This is a genomic window from Actinosynnema sp. CS-041913 (assembly GCF_050942485.1).
Taxonomy (GTDB): domain Bacteria; phylum Actinomycetota; class Actinomycetes; order Mycobacteriales; family Pseudonocardiaceae; genus Actinosynnema.
Genome location: NZ_CP192037.1, coordinates 3,324,086 through 3,337,518 on the forward strand (window position 1 = coordinate 3,324,086; position 13,433 = coordinate 3,337,518).

Annotated in this window: 13 protein-coding genes; 6 read left to right on the forward strand and 7 right to left on the reverse strand. The window is 73.6% G+C overall.

Features of this window, described 5'->3' with window-relative positions; translation table 11 throughout:
- Positions 1 to 12 precede the first annotated feature (12 nt).
- The 6 genes from ACQPZF_RS15935 to ACQPZF_RS15960 all read left to right on the forward strand — a co-directional run bounded on the left by ACQPZF_RS15935 (position 13) and on the right by ACQPZF_RS15960 (position 6,449).
- Positions 13 to 507, forward strand: coding sequence for a GNAT family N-acetyltransferase (locus tag ACQPZF_RS15935; RefSeq protein ID WP_433272272.1), 495 nt, complete (start codon positions 13 to 15; stop codon positions 505 to 507).
- A 90-nt stretch (positions 508 to 597) separates the two neighbouring features.
- Complete coding sequence (locus ACQPZF_RS15940; protein WP_433272274.1) at positions 598 to 909, forward strand: hypothetical protein; 312 nt, start codon at positions 598 to 600, stop codon at positions 907 to 909.
- 5 nt (positions 910 to 914) lie between these two features.
- Entirely contained in the window at positions 915 to 1,850 is a 936-nt protein-coding gene (locus ACQPZF_RS15945) for an LLM class flavin-dependent oxidoreductase (protein WP_433272276.1), read from the forward strand.
- Positions 1,847 to 4,042, forward strand: a complete 2,196-nt coding sequence (locus ACQPZF_RS15950) for a N,N-dimethylformamidase beta subunit family domain-containing protein (RefSeq protein WP_433272278.1) — start codon at positions 1,847 to 1,849, stop codon at positions 4,040 to 4,042. Before ACQPZF_RS15945 ends, ACQPZF_RS15950 begins: the two co-directional genes overlap by 4 nt.
- Positions 4,039 to 5,406: a transaminase gene (locus ACQPZF_RS15955; protein WP_433272280.1), complete on the forward strand. Its 1,368-nt coding sequence runs from the start codon at positions 4,039 to 4,041 to the stop codon at positions 5,404 to 5,406. Before ACQPZF_RS15950 ends, ACQPZF_RS15955 begins: the two co-directional genes overlap by 4 nt.
- Positions 5,403 to 6,449: a hypothetical protein gene (locus tag ACQPZF_RS15960; RefSeq protein WP_433272282.1), complete on the forward strand. Its 1,047-nt coding sequence runs from the start codon at positions 5,403 to 5,405 to the stop codon at positions 6,447 to 6,449. The genes ACQPZF_RS15955 and ACQPZF_RS15960 overlap by 4 nt, the downstream gene beginning before the upstream one ends.
- A 19-nt stretch (positions 6,450 to 6,468) precedes the next feature.
- On the opposite strand, the gene ACQPZF_RS15965 is transcribed toward ACQPZF_RS15960, so the two are convergent.
- From ACQPZF_RS15965 to ACQPZF_RS15995, 7 genes are all read right to left on the reverse strand, one after another.
- Positions 6,469 to 7,434, reverse strand: a complete 966-nt coding sequence (locus ACQPZF_RS15965; RefSeq protein ID WP_433272284.1) for an NAD(P)H-dependent flavin oxidoreductase — start codon at positions 7,432 to 7,434, stop codon at positions 6,469 to 6,471.
- Positions 7,435 to 7,474: 40 nt separating this feature from the next.
- Positions 7,475 to 9,094 carry an AMP-binding protein gene (locus ACQPZF_RS15970; protein WP_433272287.1) on the reverse strand — a complete coding sequence of 540 codons (1,620 nt, stop codon included), beginning with the start codon at positions 9,092 to 9,094 and terminating at the stop codon, positions 7,475 to 7,477.
- On the reverse strand, positions 9,094 to 9,864 hold the full coding sequence (locus tag ACQPZF_RS15975) for an enoyl-CoA hydratase/isomerase family protein (RefSeq protein WP_433272289.1): 771 nt from the start codon (positions 9,862 to 9,864) through the stop codon (positions 9,094 to 9,096). The genes ACQPZF_RS15970 and ACQPZF_RS15975 overlap by 1 nt, the downstream gene beginning before the upstream one ends.
- Positions 9,861 to 11,069, reverse strand: a complete 1,209-nt coding sequence (locus tag ACQPZF_RS15980; RefSeq protein ID WP_433272291.1) for a CaiB/BaiF CoA transferase family protein — start codon at positions 11,067 to 11,069, stop codon at positions 9,861 to 9,863. Before ACQPZF_RS15980 ends, ACQPZF_RS15975 begins: the two co-directional genes overlap by 4 nt.
- Complete coding sequence (locus ACQPZF_RS15985) at positions 11,069 to 11,815, reverse strand: enoyl-CoA hydratase/isomerase family protein (protein WP_433272293.1); 747 nt, start codon at positions 11,813 to 11,815, stop codon at positions 11,069 to 11,071. Before ACQPZF_RS15985 ends, ACQPZF_RS15980 begins: the two co-directional genes overlap by 1 nt.
- Positions 11,816 to 11,829: 14 nt before the next feature.
- On the reverse strand, positions 11,830 to 12,780 hold the full coding sequence (locus ACQPZF_RS15990) for a hydroxymethylglutaryl-CoA lyase (protein ID WP_433272295.1): 951 nt from the start codon (positions 12,778 to 12,780) through the stop codon (positions 11,830 to 11,832).
- Between the two features lie 76 nt (positions 12,781 to 12,856).
- Entirely contained in the window at positions 12,857 to 13,369 is a 513-nt protein-coding gene (locus tag ACQPZF_RS15995) for a MarR family winged helix-turn-helix transcriptional regulator (protein ID WP_433272297.1), read from the reverse strand.
- Between the last annotated feature and the right edge of the window lie 64 nt (positions 13,370 to 13,433).

The window sequence follows — 13,433 nt, forward strand, 5'->3', positions numbered from 1 at the left end:
CGTGGTGTGGAGATGTCGATCGAGCCGGCGACCGCGGCGGACGCCGACGACGTGCTGCGGCTGCGCCGGGACGCCGAGGAGTGGCTGGCACTGCGGAACATCGACCAGTGGCGTCCGGGTTGGCTGTCGTCCGCCGAGGTCCGGGCGCAGATCGCGGACGGCCAGTGGCACGTCGCGCGGGTCGGTGGCGCGGTGTGCGGCGCGTTCCGGCTGCTCTGGTCGGATGAACCGGTCTGGCAGGCCGACAACGCCTTCGCCGTCTACGTGCACGGCCTGGTGACCGACCGCCGGCGCGCCGGCGCGGGTCTGGGCAGCCGGCTGCTGGCGTGGGCCGCCGAGCACGGCCACCGCGCCGGCGCCACCCTCCTGCGGCTGGACTGCGTCGCGCACAACCGGCGTCTTCGGCGGTACTACGCGGGTCTGGGCTTCCGGGAGGTCGGGCGGCGGGTGTTCGACGGCGGCTGGGCCCACGTGCTGCTGGAGAAGTCAACCGATCGTCGGTGTTGACATCCACAACACAACGCTCGGATACTCGAAGCCGCTCCGGTGTGGACAGTTCGTCCCCCCGTGGATCGCTAGCCGCGAATGGAGAGCCCCGTGCAGAAGGTCTACTGCCTGTACAAGTTGAAGCCCGGAGTCTCGGCCGACGAGTACGTCGAGTGGTCGAAGACCGTGGACCAGGCGATCACCAGCCGGCAGGACTGCGTGCACCGGTTCCGGGTCTTCCGGTTGGCGGGCTCGCGTGGTGGGGCCTCGCCGTGGGACGTGGTCGAGGACATCGAGGTCGAGTCCTGGGAGGCCTGGCAGGAGTGCCTGACCACGCCCGAGATGGCCGAAGTGGTCGAGGGCTTCCGGCGGATGGCGGACCGGGACTCGGCGGTCACGGTGTTCGGCGACGAGATCCGGTAGCACCGGTGCACCCGCCGCCCCGGTGCTCGCTCGGCGTGCCCAACGACCCGGACCTGCTGGCGCCGTTCGCCCGCCGTGCCGAGGAACTGGGCTTCGACGGCCTGTGGACCCAGGACACGGTGAACGCCGCCAACTTCTCCCTGGACGGGCTGCACGTGCTGTCCTACCTCGCCGCGATCACCGAACGGGTGCGGCTGGGCGTCGGCGTGCTGTACTCCGGACGGCGCAACCCGGCGGTGCTGGCGCGCGAGCTGGCCACCATCGATCAGCTTTCCCGCGGCCGGCTCACCGTCGGGATCGGCGTCGGCAACGTCTACCACCGGGAAACCCTTGCCGCGCTGGGCATCGAGACCACCCGACCGGTGCGCCGGCTGGTCGAGGGCATCGAGGTGATGCGGGCGCTGTGGAGCGGCGAGGACCACCGCGGCGAGCTGTACTCCTTCTCCGGTGTCCGGTCGCAGCCCGAGCCCGTGCAGCGGCCCGGACCGCCGATCTGGATCGGCGCGCGGGCCGAGCCGGCGCTGCGGCGCGCGGTGCGGATCGCGGACGGCTGGACCGGCGCCGCCCCGGTCTCCACGGCGGACTTCCTGCGCCAGTTGGACATCGTGCGCGACGAACTCGCCGAGACCGGGCGCGACCCGGCCGGCTTCGCGGTGTCCAAGAGCGTGTACCTGGCGGTGGAGGACACCGAGCAGCTCGCCCGCGAGCGCCTGATCCCGGTGTTCGACCGGTCTTTCGGGGCGAACCCGGTGTACGACGCGACCGACATGGCCGATCGCGTCGCCGTGTTCGGACCGCCGGACCGTTGCGCGGAAGAGCTGCGCGTGCTGGTCGACGCGGGAGTGGACGAGCTGATCCTGTACCCGATGTACGACCGGCTGGGGCAGCTCGACGCGTTCGCGGAAGTGGTCGCGGCGCTCACCGGAGCCCGTCGCCCATGACCGCCGCGCTGCTCGGCTACGTCGACCCGCTGAGCGTCGCGGCGGGTGACGAGGTGCGGCTGATGGTCAGCGCGACGGCGGACTACGAGGTCGCGTTGCTGCGGCTGGGCCACGGCTCCGACGACGCTCGCGGTCCCGGTGTCCGCACGGAAGTCGTGCGGCGGTTGGGATCGCGCGCCGGACGGGTCCAACGGCTGCCGTCCGGTTCCTACCTCCGCGCGCCCGCGCACCCGGCGCTCGACGTCGACGCGTTCACGGTCACCGCGTGGATCATGCCGACGCTGGACGCCGGGCGGCCTCAAGCCATCCTCGCGCGCCGGGACGAGAGCGAGCGTCGCGGGTGGGCGCTCGGCCTCACCGCCGACGGCCGGCTCGCGGTCTGGCTCGGCGCGCAGGACATTCCGTTGGCTGTCACGGACTTACGGATTCCCACCGGGCGGTGGACGTTCGTGGCCGCCTCCTTCGGCCGCGCCGGTGTGCGGTTGACGCAGATACCGGTGCCGGAATGGCCGATCGGGTCCTGGCGCGCGTCGGCTGCCCACGCCGGGCCGGTGGACGTCGGCGCGGGCGGCATCGAACCGCAGGTCGCGGCCTGGTGGTCGGCCGGGATCGCCGCGGCGCACTTCAACGGCCGGATCGACCGCCCGACGATCTTCGCCGGCACGGCCGACGACACCGCCCTGAGCACGGCGGGGGCGTCGATCGGACTGCCGGTGCTGGCGCGGTGGCGTCCAAGCCTCGAACCCCACGGCGGCACGGTGCCCGACGCCGGCCCGCACGCGCTGCACGCCGAGGCCGTCAACACGCCGGCCCGCGGTGTCCCCGGCGCCAACTGGACCGGCCGGGAGATCGACTTCCGGCTCACGCCGGACGAGTACGACGCCCTGCACTTCCACGACGACGACCTCACCGACGCGGGCTGGACGCCGGAGGTCATCTTGCGCGTGCCGCCCGACCTCCGCAGCGGCGTCTACGCGTTCCGCCTGAGTGCCGGGCCGGATCAGGTGGAGATCCCGTTCTTCGTGCGTCCACCCCGGGGTACGACCACCGCGCGCGTCGCGGTCCTGATCCCGACGTTCACCTACCTCGCCTACGCCAACTCGCACTCCAGCATCGAGCGCGCCGGCCCGGACGGTTTGGACTACCCCACCACCCCGCAACACCGCTGGGCGGCGGCGCACAAGGTGTGCAGCCTCTACGACAACCACCGCGACGGCAGCGGGTGCTACTACGCCTCGCGGCTGCGTCCGCTGACCACCACCACGCCGGGTTACGTCGGGCCGTTCGGCCTGTGGAACCTCAGCGCGGACCTGTGCCTGACCGACTGGCTCGACCACGAGGGCGTCGACTACGACGTGGTGTGCGACGACGACCTGCACGCCACCGGGGTCGCCGCGCTGGCCGGCTACGACGTGGTGCTCACCGGGTCGCACCCGGAGTACTACACCGGCGCGATGCTCGACGCGCACGAGGCGTACCTCGCCGGCGGCGGCCGGGTGATGTACCTGGGCGGCAACGGCTACTACTGGGTGACCGGGGTGTCACCGGCCGCGCCGCACGTCATCGAGATCCGGCGCGGGCACACCGGGACGCGCGGCTGGGAGGTCCCGCCGGGGGAGACCCACCTGAGCACCACGGGCGAGGCCGGCGGCCTGTGGCGACACCGCGGCCGGGCGCCGCAGCGGCACGTCGGTGTCGGCTTCGCGGCGCAGGGCGGACGTGGCCGCGGGCGTCCTTACCGGCCGGCGGACCTGCACGGTCGACGCGGCGCGTTCGCACTGTCCGGAGTGGACGGTCTGATCGACGCGGAGGGGCTGGTGAGCGGAGCCGCCGCCGGCATGGAGATCGACCGGGTCGACCACGCGCTGGGCTCGCCGCCGCACACGGTGGTGCTGGCGACGGCCGAGGGGTTCAGCGACCACTTCCAGCTCGCGATCGAGGAGGTGCTGACGTCGAACTCGCGGCAGGGCGGCAGCGTCGAGCCCAGGGTGCGCGCCGACCTGGCGTTCTTCGAGTACCCGCACGGGGGCGGGGTGTTCGCCACCGGCTCGATCGCCTGGTGCACCGCACTCGGCGTCAACGGCTACGCGAATCCGGTGGCCACCGTGACCGGCAACGTGCTACGCCGCTTCCTCGACCCCACACCGCTTGATCGCCCCACCGATGCGCCACGTCCCGAGGAGCCGCGATGACCAGCGACCTGCCGGCCCCGGGAATCGACCCCCGCCGCCTCACCGACCTGCTGGCGCGGGAGCGTGCGGCGTGGAGCGAGGGCAGGCCGAAGGCCCGCGCGCTGCGAGAGCGGGCGCGGCGGTCCCAGGTCCACGGCACGCCACAGCACTGGATGAGCCAGTTCCCGCCGCCGGTGCCGCTCGTGGTGGACCGCGCGGTCGGCGCGCGGCTGTACGACACCGACGGTCACGAGTACGCCGACTTCGGTCTCGGCGCCACGGCGGCGCTGTGGGGGCACAACCACCCCGCCGTGGTCGCCGCGCTGCGCGACCAGCTCGACCGCGGTCTCACCACGCTCTGGCCGCACGAGGACCACGTGTGGGTGACCGAGGAGTTGCAGCGTCGGTTCGGCCTGCCGTTCTGGCAGTTCGCCGTGTCGGCGTCCGACGCGAACCGGTTCGCGCTGCTGCTCGCCAGGGTCGCCACCGGGCGGCAGCGCATCCTGGTGTTCCACCACGCCTACCACGGTTCGGTCGAGCAGACCGCGGCCGTCCTGACCCCCTCCGGCGTCGCCCCGCCGCCCGGTGCCGACCCCAACGGCGTGGACGTGCGGCAGACCACGAAGGTGGTGGAGTTCAACGACCTGGCCGCGCTCGAACGGGCGCTGGAGCCCCGTGACGTGGCCGCGGTGCTGGCCGAGCCGGTGATGACCAACGGTGGTGCGGTGATCAGCCCGGACCCCGGCTTCCACGCCGCCCTGCGCGACCTCACCCGCCGCACCGGCACGCTGCTGGTGATCGACGAGACCCAGACCATCCCGGCCGGTCCCGGCGGCTGCACCGCCGAACTGGGCCTGGAGCCCGACCTGATCACGATGGGCAAGTGCCTCGCCGGCGGCGTCCCGGCCGGCGTCTACGGCATGTCCGAGGCCGTCGCGGCGGCCACCGCGCGCTACACCGCGACCGGCGACGGCGGCCTGGGCAGCACGCTGGCGGGCGGCGCGCTCGCCGTCCGGGCCATGCGCGCGGTGCTCGGCGAGGTCATGACCGAGCAGACCTACGCCCACATGAACCGGCTCGCGTCCCGCTACCAGGGCGATGTCGAGTCGGTGATCGCCCATCACGACCTGCCGTGGCACGTCGGCCGGCTCGGCGGCCGGGTCTCGTACGCCTTCACGCCCACGCCGCCGCGCAACGCCGGCGAGGTGTACACCGGTGTCGGCTCCGGTGTCCGCGCGGCGTTGTGGCTGTACCTCGCCAACCGGGGCGTCGTGCTGAACGGGATGAGCGGCGCGGCGCTGTTCTCGCCGATGACCGAGGAGTCCGCGGTGGACCTGCACGGCGAGCTGTTCGGCGCGGTGATCGCCGAGCTGGTGGAGCGGTGACGGCCTTCGGCAGCGGGGAGATCGAGGCCTTCCGGGCCGACATCGCCCGCTCACGGGTGCCGGGCGCCTACTCGCCGGGCCGGTGGTCCGTCGCTCCCGGAAACCGTGATCGTGCGATGCCGGCCCGGGTGCGGCTGCGCGACACGACGATGCGCACGATCGGGTCGCTGCCGGTGACGCCGGACGCCAAGCTCGCCTTCCTGCGCCGGCTTGTTGCTTGCGGCGTGCCCGAGATCGTCCTTCCTCTATCAGACGACTCCGGCGAGGACGTGGCCGCAGTCAAGTCGGAGAACCCCGACTGCGTGGTGGTGTGCCCGTTCGTGTCCACTGTGGACAGTGTAGAGCGGGCGCTGCGCGCCGGCTACGACGGCGTGCAGGTCCCGGTGCCCGGCTTCGGCCCGGCGTCGTCGGTCTACGACCCGGACGCCCGCGGCGAGGCCTGGACCCGAGCGGAGTTCGTCGCCCGGTCCGCCGTCGTCGTGACGCACGCCCGAGCCCGCGGCCTGAGGGTCGTCGCAGCCCTGATGATGGCGTCCTACCTGACCCGCGACGTGCTCGCCGAAACGCTCGCGGCCCTGCCGGAGGCGGACGAGATCACCCTGTTCGACGGCCCCGGCGCGCTCGGCCCGGAGGCTTTCGCCGACCTCGTCCGCGCGGTCGACGGCCCGGTCGGCGTCCACCCGCACAACACCTTCGGCCTCGCGGTGGCGTGCGCGGCAAGCTCCGTCCGCGCCGGCGCGGAGGTGGTCGAGGTGTCGGTGAACGGCTACTGCGGCGGCCCGGGAAACGCCGACCTCGCCGCGACCGCAGCGGCCTTCGAGGCCCTGTACGGCGTGCGCACGGGCCTGCACCTGACCCACCTGACCGCCCTGTCGCGGTTCGCGGCCCGGCTCACCGGCCACCCGACCGCCCGCAACCAGCCCATCGTCGGCCCGGACGCGTTCTACTGGGGCGACGGCGACTGGGTGCGCCGGGAGGCCGAAGTCGATCCGCTGCTGCACAACTGCGTCGAGCCGACCCTGTTCGGCAACGAACGCCGATGAGACAGGCCTCCGCGGCCGGTCAGGCGGGCGGCGGCTCGGGGTGCGGCAGCCGGGCCACCACCTCGGCGTACTCATCGGCGATCCGGCGGACGATCTCGGCGGCGGGCAGGATCCGGTCGACCAGGCCGGCGGACTGGCCGGCCTCGACCTTCCCGTGGGCCACGTCGCCGTCGTGCGCGGCCATGCGCAGGGTGGACTTGGCGAACTCGGCGCGACGGGTCTCCAGATCGGCGCCGGAGCCTTCCAGCTCCCGCATGCGCTCGGCGAACTCGTTGGCCACCGTGCGCACGGGCCCGAGGCCGTGGCCGACCAGTCGCGTGTCGGCCACCCCTGCCCGCAGCACCGCGTCCTGGTAGGCCGGGTGCACGTTGGCCTCCTCGCTGAGCAGGAACCTGGTGCCGAACTGCGCCGCGCCCGCGCCCAGCGCCAGAGCCGCCGCCAACCCGCGACCGTCGGCGAAGCCACCGGAGGCCACGAGCGGCAGGTCGACGGCCGCCGCCACCGCGCGCAGCAGGACCAGGGTGGACACCTGGCTCGGCGGCGGATGCCCGCCCGCCTCCCCGCCGACCACCACGAGACCGTCCACACCGGACTCCGCCGCCTTCAGCGCGTGCTCCACGCCGGCCACCACGTGCAGGCACACCGTGCCGACGTCCTGGAAACGCGCGAGGTACCGACGAGGCCCGCCCTGCGAGGCGATCAGCACCGGTGGTCGCCGGGCCACCAGCAGGTCGATGACTTCGTCGACGCCCGGCCGGTACAGCGGCAGGTTCACCGCGAACGGACGGTCGGTGCCGTGCCGGACCTCGTCCAGCACCGAGACGAGGTCCGGCAGGCGCATCGGCCCCGCCGCCACCACCCCGAGGCCACCGGCCCGGGACACCGCCAACGGCAGCGCGGCGGCCGAGGAGGCCCAGGACATGCCGGCCTGCACGATCGGCAGATCGACACCCAGCAGCCGGGTCACCGGCGTGACGATCCTCATCGGGCACCCTCGGCAATCGACCGCGCCGGCGTGGCCGCCCTCATCGGACGTCTCCGGCGTCCAGCAGCCGCACCGCGTGCTCCACCAGGTGCCGCCGCTGCACCTTCGCGCTGGCCGTCATGCCGAACCGCTCGAACCCGTCGACCAGGCACACCCGCCGCGGCACCTTGAACCCGGCCAGCCGCGGCTTCACCCACTCCAGCAGCTCCTCCGGCGTGGCCGCGCAGTCCTCGTTGAGCACCACGAAGGCGAAGGGCACCTCCATCAGCCGGTCGTCCGGCACGCCGACCACCACCGCCTGGCGGATCTTGGGGTGCCGGTGCAGCACGTTCTCCACCTCGGTCGGCGCCACGTTCTCCCCGCCCACCCGGATGATCTCCTTGAGCCGGCCCAGGAACTCCAGCCGCCCGTCCTCGTCCAGCCGGCCGAGGTCACCGGTGCGCAGCCAGCCGTCGGCGGACAGCGCCGCCGCCGTGTCCTCCGGCAGGTCGAAGTACCCGGCCATCACGTTCCAGCCCCGCACCACGATCTCACCGGGAGTCCCGACAGGACAGTCGTCACCGGACGCGGGGTCGCACACGCGCACCGACACTCCCGGCTCCGGCAGCATCCGCGCCGCCGCCCGCACCGGTTCCGGCTCCCACCAGGCCGACTGCGCGACGTTCGGCGACGCCTCGGAGAGCCCGTACCCGACCACGCACTCCCGCGCGCCCAGCTCGTCGATCACGCGCCGGACGATGGTCGGCGACGCCGCCAGCCACGCGCCGCGCAGCACCAGCCGACGCCGTGGCCGGTCCGGGTGGTTGAGCAGCATCAGCGCGATGGTGTCGTTGCCCGAGAAGTGCGTGCACCGCTCCTCCTCGAACAGCCGCAGCGCCTCGCCCGCCTCGAAGCGCTCCATCGCCACCAGCGTCACGACGTGTTGCAGGCAGGAGAGGATCGACAGCGTGGTCCCCGCGACGTGGAAGAACGGCCGTGCGCTGTAGAACCGGTCGCCGGCCCGCAGCCCCATCCGCCCACCGGAGAAGAACGCGTCCGCGCACATGCTCCGGTGCGTCAGCAGCACTCCCTTGGGGTAGGACGTGGTGCCGGACGTGTACTGGATCAGCAGCACGTCCTCCGGCGTGCAGGACGCCGGCACCTCCGCGCCGCCGGCGGCCAGGAAGTCCTCCCACGAGCCCGCCCCGGCCGGCACGTCCGCGCCGAGCACCACGACCCGGCGCAGGTCGGGCAGCGCCGGATCGGGCAGCGTGCCGTCCACCGCCGGGCACGCCTGCCGCAGCAGGCCGGCGAGGTCGACGTTCAGCAGCCGGTCCGCCAGGAACAGCAGCCGCACCCGCGACTGCCGCAGCACGTAGCCGAACTCCTCGGCCCGCAGCCGCGTGTTCACCGGCACCGCCACCGCGCCGAGCGAGCCGATCGCGAGGAACAGCGCGACCCAGCCGGGCCCGTTGCCCAGGCAGATCCCGATGTGGTCGCCGCGCACGACCCCGGCCGCCGCCAGCGCGGACCGGATCCGGGGCACCTCCGCGGCCAGCTCCGCGTAGGTCGTCCGGCCCTGCGGGGTCACCACCGCCTCCAGGTCGGGCGCGATGGTCGCGGCCCGCCGCAGCACCGCGTCGGTCGTCAGGGGGCAGATACCGGCCGGCTCGACGTCCATCAGTCCTCCGCTGTCTCGGCCGAGCCGCTGAAGTGTGCCACGCCGGCGCGCCACCCGCCGTCGGCGAGGTTGCGCTCGATCGCGGCCATCTCGATCCGGATGCCCCGGTCCAGGTCGGTCTCCGCGCCGAGGTCGACCGCCTGCTTGGTCAACGCCATCGCCAGCGCGGGAGCCGCGGCGATGCCGGCGGCCACCTCCGCGCCGGTGGCGTCGAGTTCATGCGGCTCGACCAGGCGCGCCACCAGGCCCACCCGGTGCGCCTCCGCCGCCGACATCACCCGGTTGGTGAACAGCAGCTCCTTCGCCCGCGCCCGGCCGATCACCCGCGGCAGCCGCTGGGTGGCCCCGACGGTGCCCCAGTGCGGCTCGGGGAACCGGAACGTGGCCGCGGTGGAGGCGACCACGAAGTCGCAGCTCATCGCGATCTCCCCGCCGGAGCCCACCACCGGGCCCTGCACCAGCGCCACCACCGGCTTGCTGCACCGCTCGATGGCCTCGTAGGCGGCGAACGATGCCTGCCGCCGGCGGCGCACCCAGGACGCGTCCCGGCCCACCCGCTCCTTCAGGTCCGCGCCGGCGCAGAACACCGGGCCGCGTGCCCGCACCAGCACCACCCGGACGTCGTCGGCGGAGTCCAGTTCCTCGAACGCCGACCGCAGCGCCAGGCACATCGCGAGGTTCAGCGCGTTGCGGGCGTCCGGCCGGTCGAGCACGACGGTCGCGATCCCGTCGCCCTTCTCCACCAGCACCTCGGCGCCGTTGAGTGTCATCCGATGGCCCCTTCCCCGCGCAACGCCTCGATCTCGGTGTCGCCCAGCCCCAACCGCTCCCGCAGCACCGCGTCCGTGTCCGCCCCGAGTCCCGGCGGCACACCGACCTCCGCCGCGGCGAAGCATCCGTCCACATCGGACATCCGAAGTGGAGTCCGCAGCGCCGGGAACGTCCCGGCGACCGGGTGCCGGAACTGGTCGACCATGCCGCGCGCCACCGTGTTCTCGTCGGTCAGGATCTCCCGCACGCTGTTCACCTCGCCGACCGGCACCCCGGCGGCCCGCAGCGCGTCGGCCGACTCCGCCCGCGGTCGCGCCGCGAACGCCACGGCCAGCGCGGACATCACCCGGCTCCGCTGCGCCAGCCGCCCGGCGTTGCGCAGCAGCTCCGGGTCGTCGGCCAGCTCGCCCAGCCCGAGCGCGGCGCACAGCGGCAGCCAGTGCTGGTCGCTGCAACTGATGTGCAGCCACCCGCCGTCGGCGCACTCGAACGCCGCCGAGGGCACCCGGCCGGGGTGCTCGGTGCCGGTCCGGCCCGGGTCCTCGTCCAGCGCGAACAGCCGGGCGGCGGCCAGCGCGAGCAGGCTGACCTGCACGTCCATCATGGCCAGATCCACGTGGCTGCCCTGGCCGGTGCTGCCCCGGCCCACCAGCCCGGTGAGCGCGGCGATCGCGATCCACAGCCCGGAGGTCATGTCCGCCACCGGCACGCCGGCCTTGGCGGGCGGCGAGTCCGGGTGCCCGGTCAGCGACATCAGCCCGGACAGCGCCTGGAACACGGTGTCGTAGCCCCGGCGGTCCGAGTACGGACCCTCCTGCCCGAAGCCGGTGCAGGACACGTAGACCAGACCCGGGTTGACCTCGGACAGCGCGCGGTAGCCGAGCCCGAGCCGGTCCATCGCGCCGGGCAGGAAGTTCTCCACCAGCACGTCGGCCGTCGCCGCGAGGTCGCGGGCCAGCCGCCGGCCGCGCTCGGACTTCAGGTCCAGCACCACCGAGCGCTTGCCCCGGTTGAAGGCGAAGTAGTACGCGCTCTCCCCGCTGGGCAGCACGGGTTGCATGCCGCGGGACTCGTCCCCGGCGCCCGGCCGCTCCACCTTGATCACTTCCGCGCCGAGTTCGGCGAGCACCTGGGTGGCCATCGGGCCCGCGAGCACGCGGGAGAAGTCGAGGACCGTCACTCCGGACAGTGGCCGCACCGCCATCAACCCCGGAAACCGCGCATGATGGCGTTGACGTCGCGTCCCGCCCGCATGGCCTCGTCGACGGGCAGGTCCGCCACCCGGTAGAACAGGTCCTTCGTGGCCGCCATCGCCGGCGGGCTCGCCTCGGCCCACTTGGTGGCGATCTCCAGGCCGATGTCGAACACCTCGTCCGGCGCGGCCACCCGGTTCGCGAGGCCGATCCCGGCCAGCTCCTCCGCGCCGAGCAGCCTGCCGTGGCTGACCAGCTCGAAGGCCAGCTTGCGGCCGATCTGCCGCTGCAACCCGGTCATCACGATGGCCGGCACGATCGAGTGCCGCAGCTCCGGGTAGCCGAATTTGACGTCGGTGGCCACCACCATCATGTCGCAGCCGATGGCGAGTCCGGCGCCGCCGCCGAGCGCCGCCCCGCGCACCACCGACACGATCGGCTTGCGCAGCTTCTGGGGCAGCAGTTGGGTGCGCGCGGTCAGCTCGGCGCGGCGCAGCACGGCAGCCTGGTTGGCCGGCGTCAGCTCGGCGAACTCGCTCAGGTCCGCGCCGGCGCAGAAGCCCTGCCCCTCGCCGGTGAGCAGCACCGCGCGGACCGCGTCGTCGGCGTCCGCGGCCAGCATCGCGTCCAGCAGCGCCGTGGTCAGCGCGGTGTCGAGCGCGTTGCGCTTGGCCGGCCGGTTCATCCGCAGCACCCGGACCGCGCCGTGGTCCTCGGTCAGCAAAACCCCTTGGCGCACAACGGTCTCCTCAGTCACGACCGGCTCCGACATCACTGCACCGCCCCGGCGGGCGCGACCCGTCCCGGCAGCCCGAACCCGGCCCGCGCCACCATGCTGTGCAGCGGCCGGCCCAGGGCCTCCTCGCAGCGGGCGGACGCGGCCAGCACCAGGTCCAGGTCCAGCCCGGTGGACACGCCCATCGCCTCGAACAGGTTCACCAGGTCCTCGGTGCAGGTGTTCCCGGTGAGGCCGCCGCCGTAGGTGATGCCGGCCGGGTGCCCGCCGACCCCGCCGAACGCGCTGTCGAAGTACCGGCAGCCGGCGTCCAGCGCGGCGACGCAGTTGGCCAGCGCGGTGCCCCTGGTGTTGTGGAAGTGCGCCACCGCGGGCACGTCCGGGTACTCGGCGGCGAGGCGGGCGAACAGCTTGCCCACGGTGGGCGGCGTGCCCAGCCCGGTGGTGTCGCCCACGGTCACCAGGGTCACGCCGAGGTCGGCGAACCGGCCGAAGTCCTCGACCACCCGGCCCGGGTCGACCGGACCCTCGAACGGGCAGCCCAGTGCCACCGAGAGCACGCCGACCAGGGTGAACCGGCCGTCGGCCAGCCGCACCATCTCGGTCACGTTGTCCCACTGGCGGGCACGGGTGGTGCGCAGGTTGCGCTCGGTGTGCGACTCGGTCGCCGACACCAGCAGGCTCAGCTCGTCCGCGCCGCGCCCGGCGTCCAGGTCGGCCAGCGCCCGGCGCACCGCACGGGGGTTGGGGCAGGTCGCCTTGTACGCGACCCCGGGCCGGCGGGGGACGCCGGCGAGCACCTCGCTCGCGTCCCGGAACGCGGGCACCCGGTCCGGGTGGCTGTAGCTGGTGGCCTCGATCCGGCGGAAGCCCGCCGCGACGAAGGCCTCCACAGTGGACAGCTTCGTCGCGGTGGGGACGAAGTCCGGTTCGTGTTGCAGCCCGTCACGGGCGAAGCACTCACAGAGCGTCACGCGGTCGGCCACCGCTCGCACCTCCCTGACGACGACGATGGCGCAGAGCGTGGCAGAGTGGTGTTGATAATGTCAACAGTGAGGTGGGTTACCGCTCCTCGGCCCGCTCCAGGGCGCGCGCCAGCGTCGCCAGCTTCTCCAGCGCCGAGTCCAGCGCGGCCCGCTCCGGCTCGGTGAGGCAGACCAGGAACGCCCGGTCGCGCTCGTTGGCCGCGGTGATCAGCCCCCGGTACAGCGCGGCGCCCTTGCGGGTCAGGGTGAGCTGCGTGGTCCGGCCGGCGCCGAACTCGCGGAGCACCAGGCCGCGCTCGCTGAGCTTCGCCACCACCCGGCTCATCTGCGCTTTGTCCAGGGCGGCCAGCCGGGCGAGCTGGTTCAGGGTCAGCGGCGCCTCGGCGCCCAGCAGCGCGATGGTCCGCCACTCGCCGAGGCTGACGTCGAACTCGCGGCGGTAGCGCAGGGCGGCACTGCGGGACATCGCGTTGGCCACCCGGTTGAGCCGGTAGGACAGCAGGCCGTGGATCGGCAGGTGCCCCGGCGTCGAGGTCTCGGCCCGGCCCTCGGGTGCGGGCTCGGGCGAGGCGCTTCGAGAGGTGTTCATGCTGTGCACTGTAGGCGTCCGACGCCGGACAGTGCGCGGAAACCCGCCGGCTGTAGCGGTTTCC

Coding starts and splice junctions, on each gene's coding strand:
- ACQPZF_RS15935 (WP_433272272.1), top strand. CDS start 13: ATGTCGATCGAGCCGGCGACCGCGGCGGACGCCGACGACGTGCTGCGG.
- ACQPZF_RS15950 (WP_433272278.1), top strand. CDS start 1,847: ATGACCGCCGCGCTGCTCGGCTACGTCGACCCGCTGAGCGTCGCGGCG.
- ACQPZF_RS15955 (WP_433272280.1), top strand. CDS start 4,039: ATGACCAGCGACCTGCCGGCCCCGGGAATCGACCCCCGCCGCCTCACC.
- ACQPZF_RS15965 (WP_433272284.1), bottom strand. CDS start 7,434: ATGAGGATCGTCACGCCGGTGACCCGGCTGCTGGGTGTCGATCTGCCG.
- ACQPZF_RS15970 (WP_433272287.1), bottom strand. CDS start 9,094: ATGGACGTCGAGCCGGCCGGTATCTGCCCCCTGACGACCGACGCGGTG.
- ACQPZF_RS15975 (WP_433272289.1), bottom strand. CDS start 9,864: ATGACACTCAACGGCGCCGAGGTGCTGGTGGAGAAGGGCGACGGGATC.
- ACQPZF_RS15980 (WP_433272291.1), bottom strand. CDS start 11,069: ATGGCGGTGCGGCCACTGTCCGGAGTGACGGTCCTCGACTTCTCCCGC.
- ACQPZF_RS15995 (WP_433272297.1), bottom strand. CDS start 13,369: ATGAACACCTCTCGAAGCGCCTCGCCCGAGCCCGCACCCGAGGGCCGG.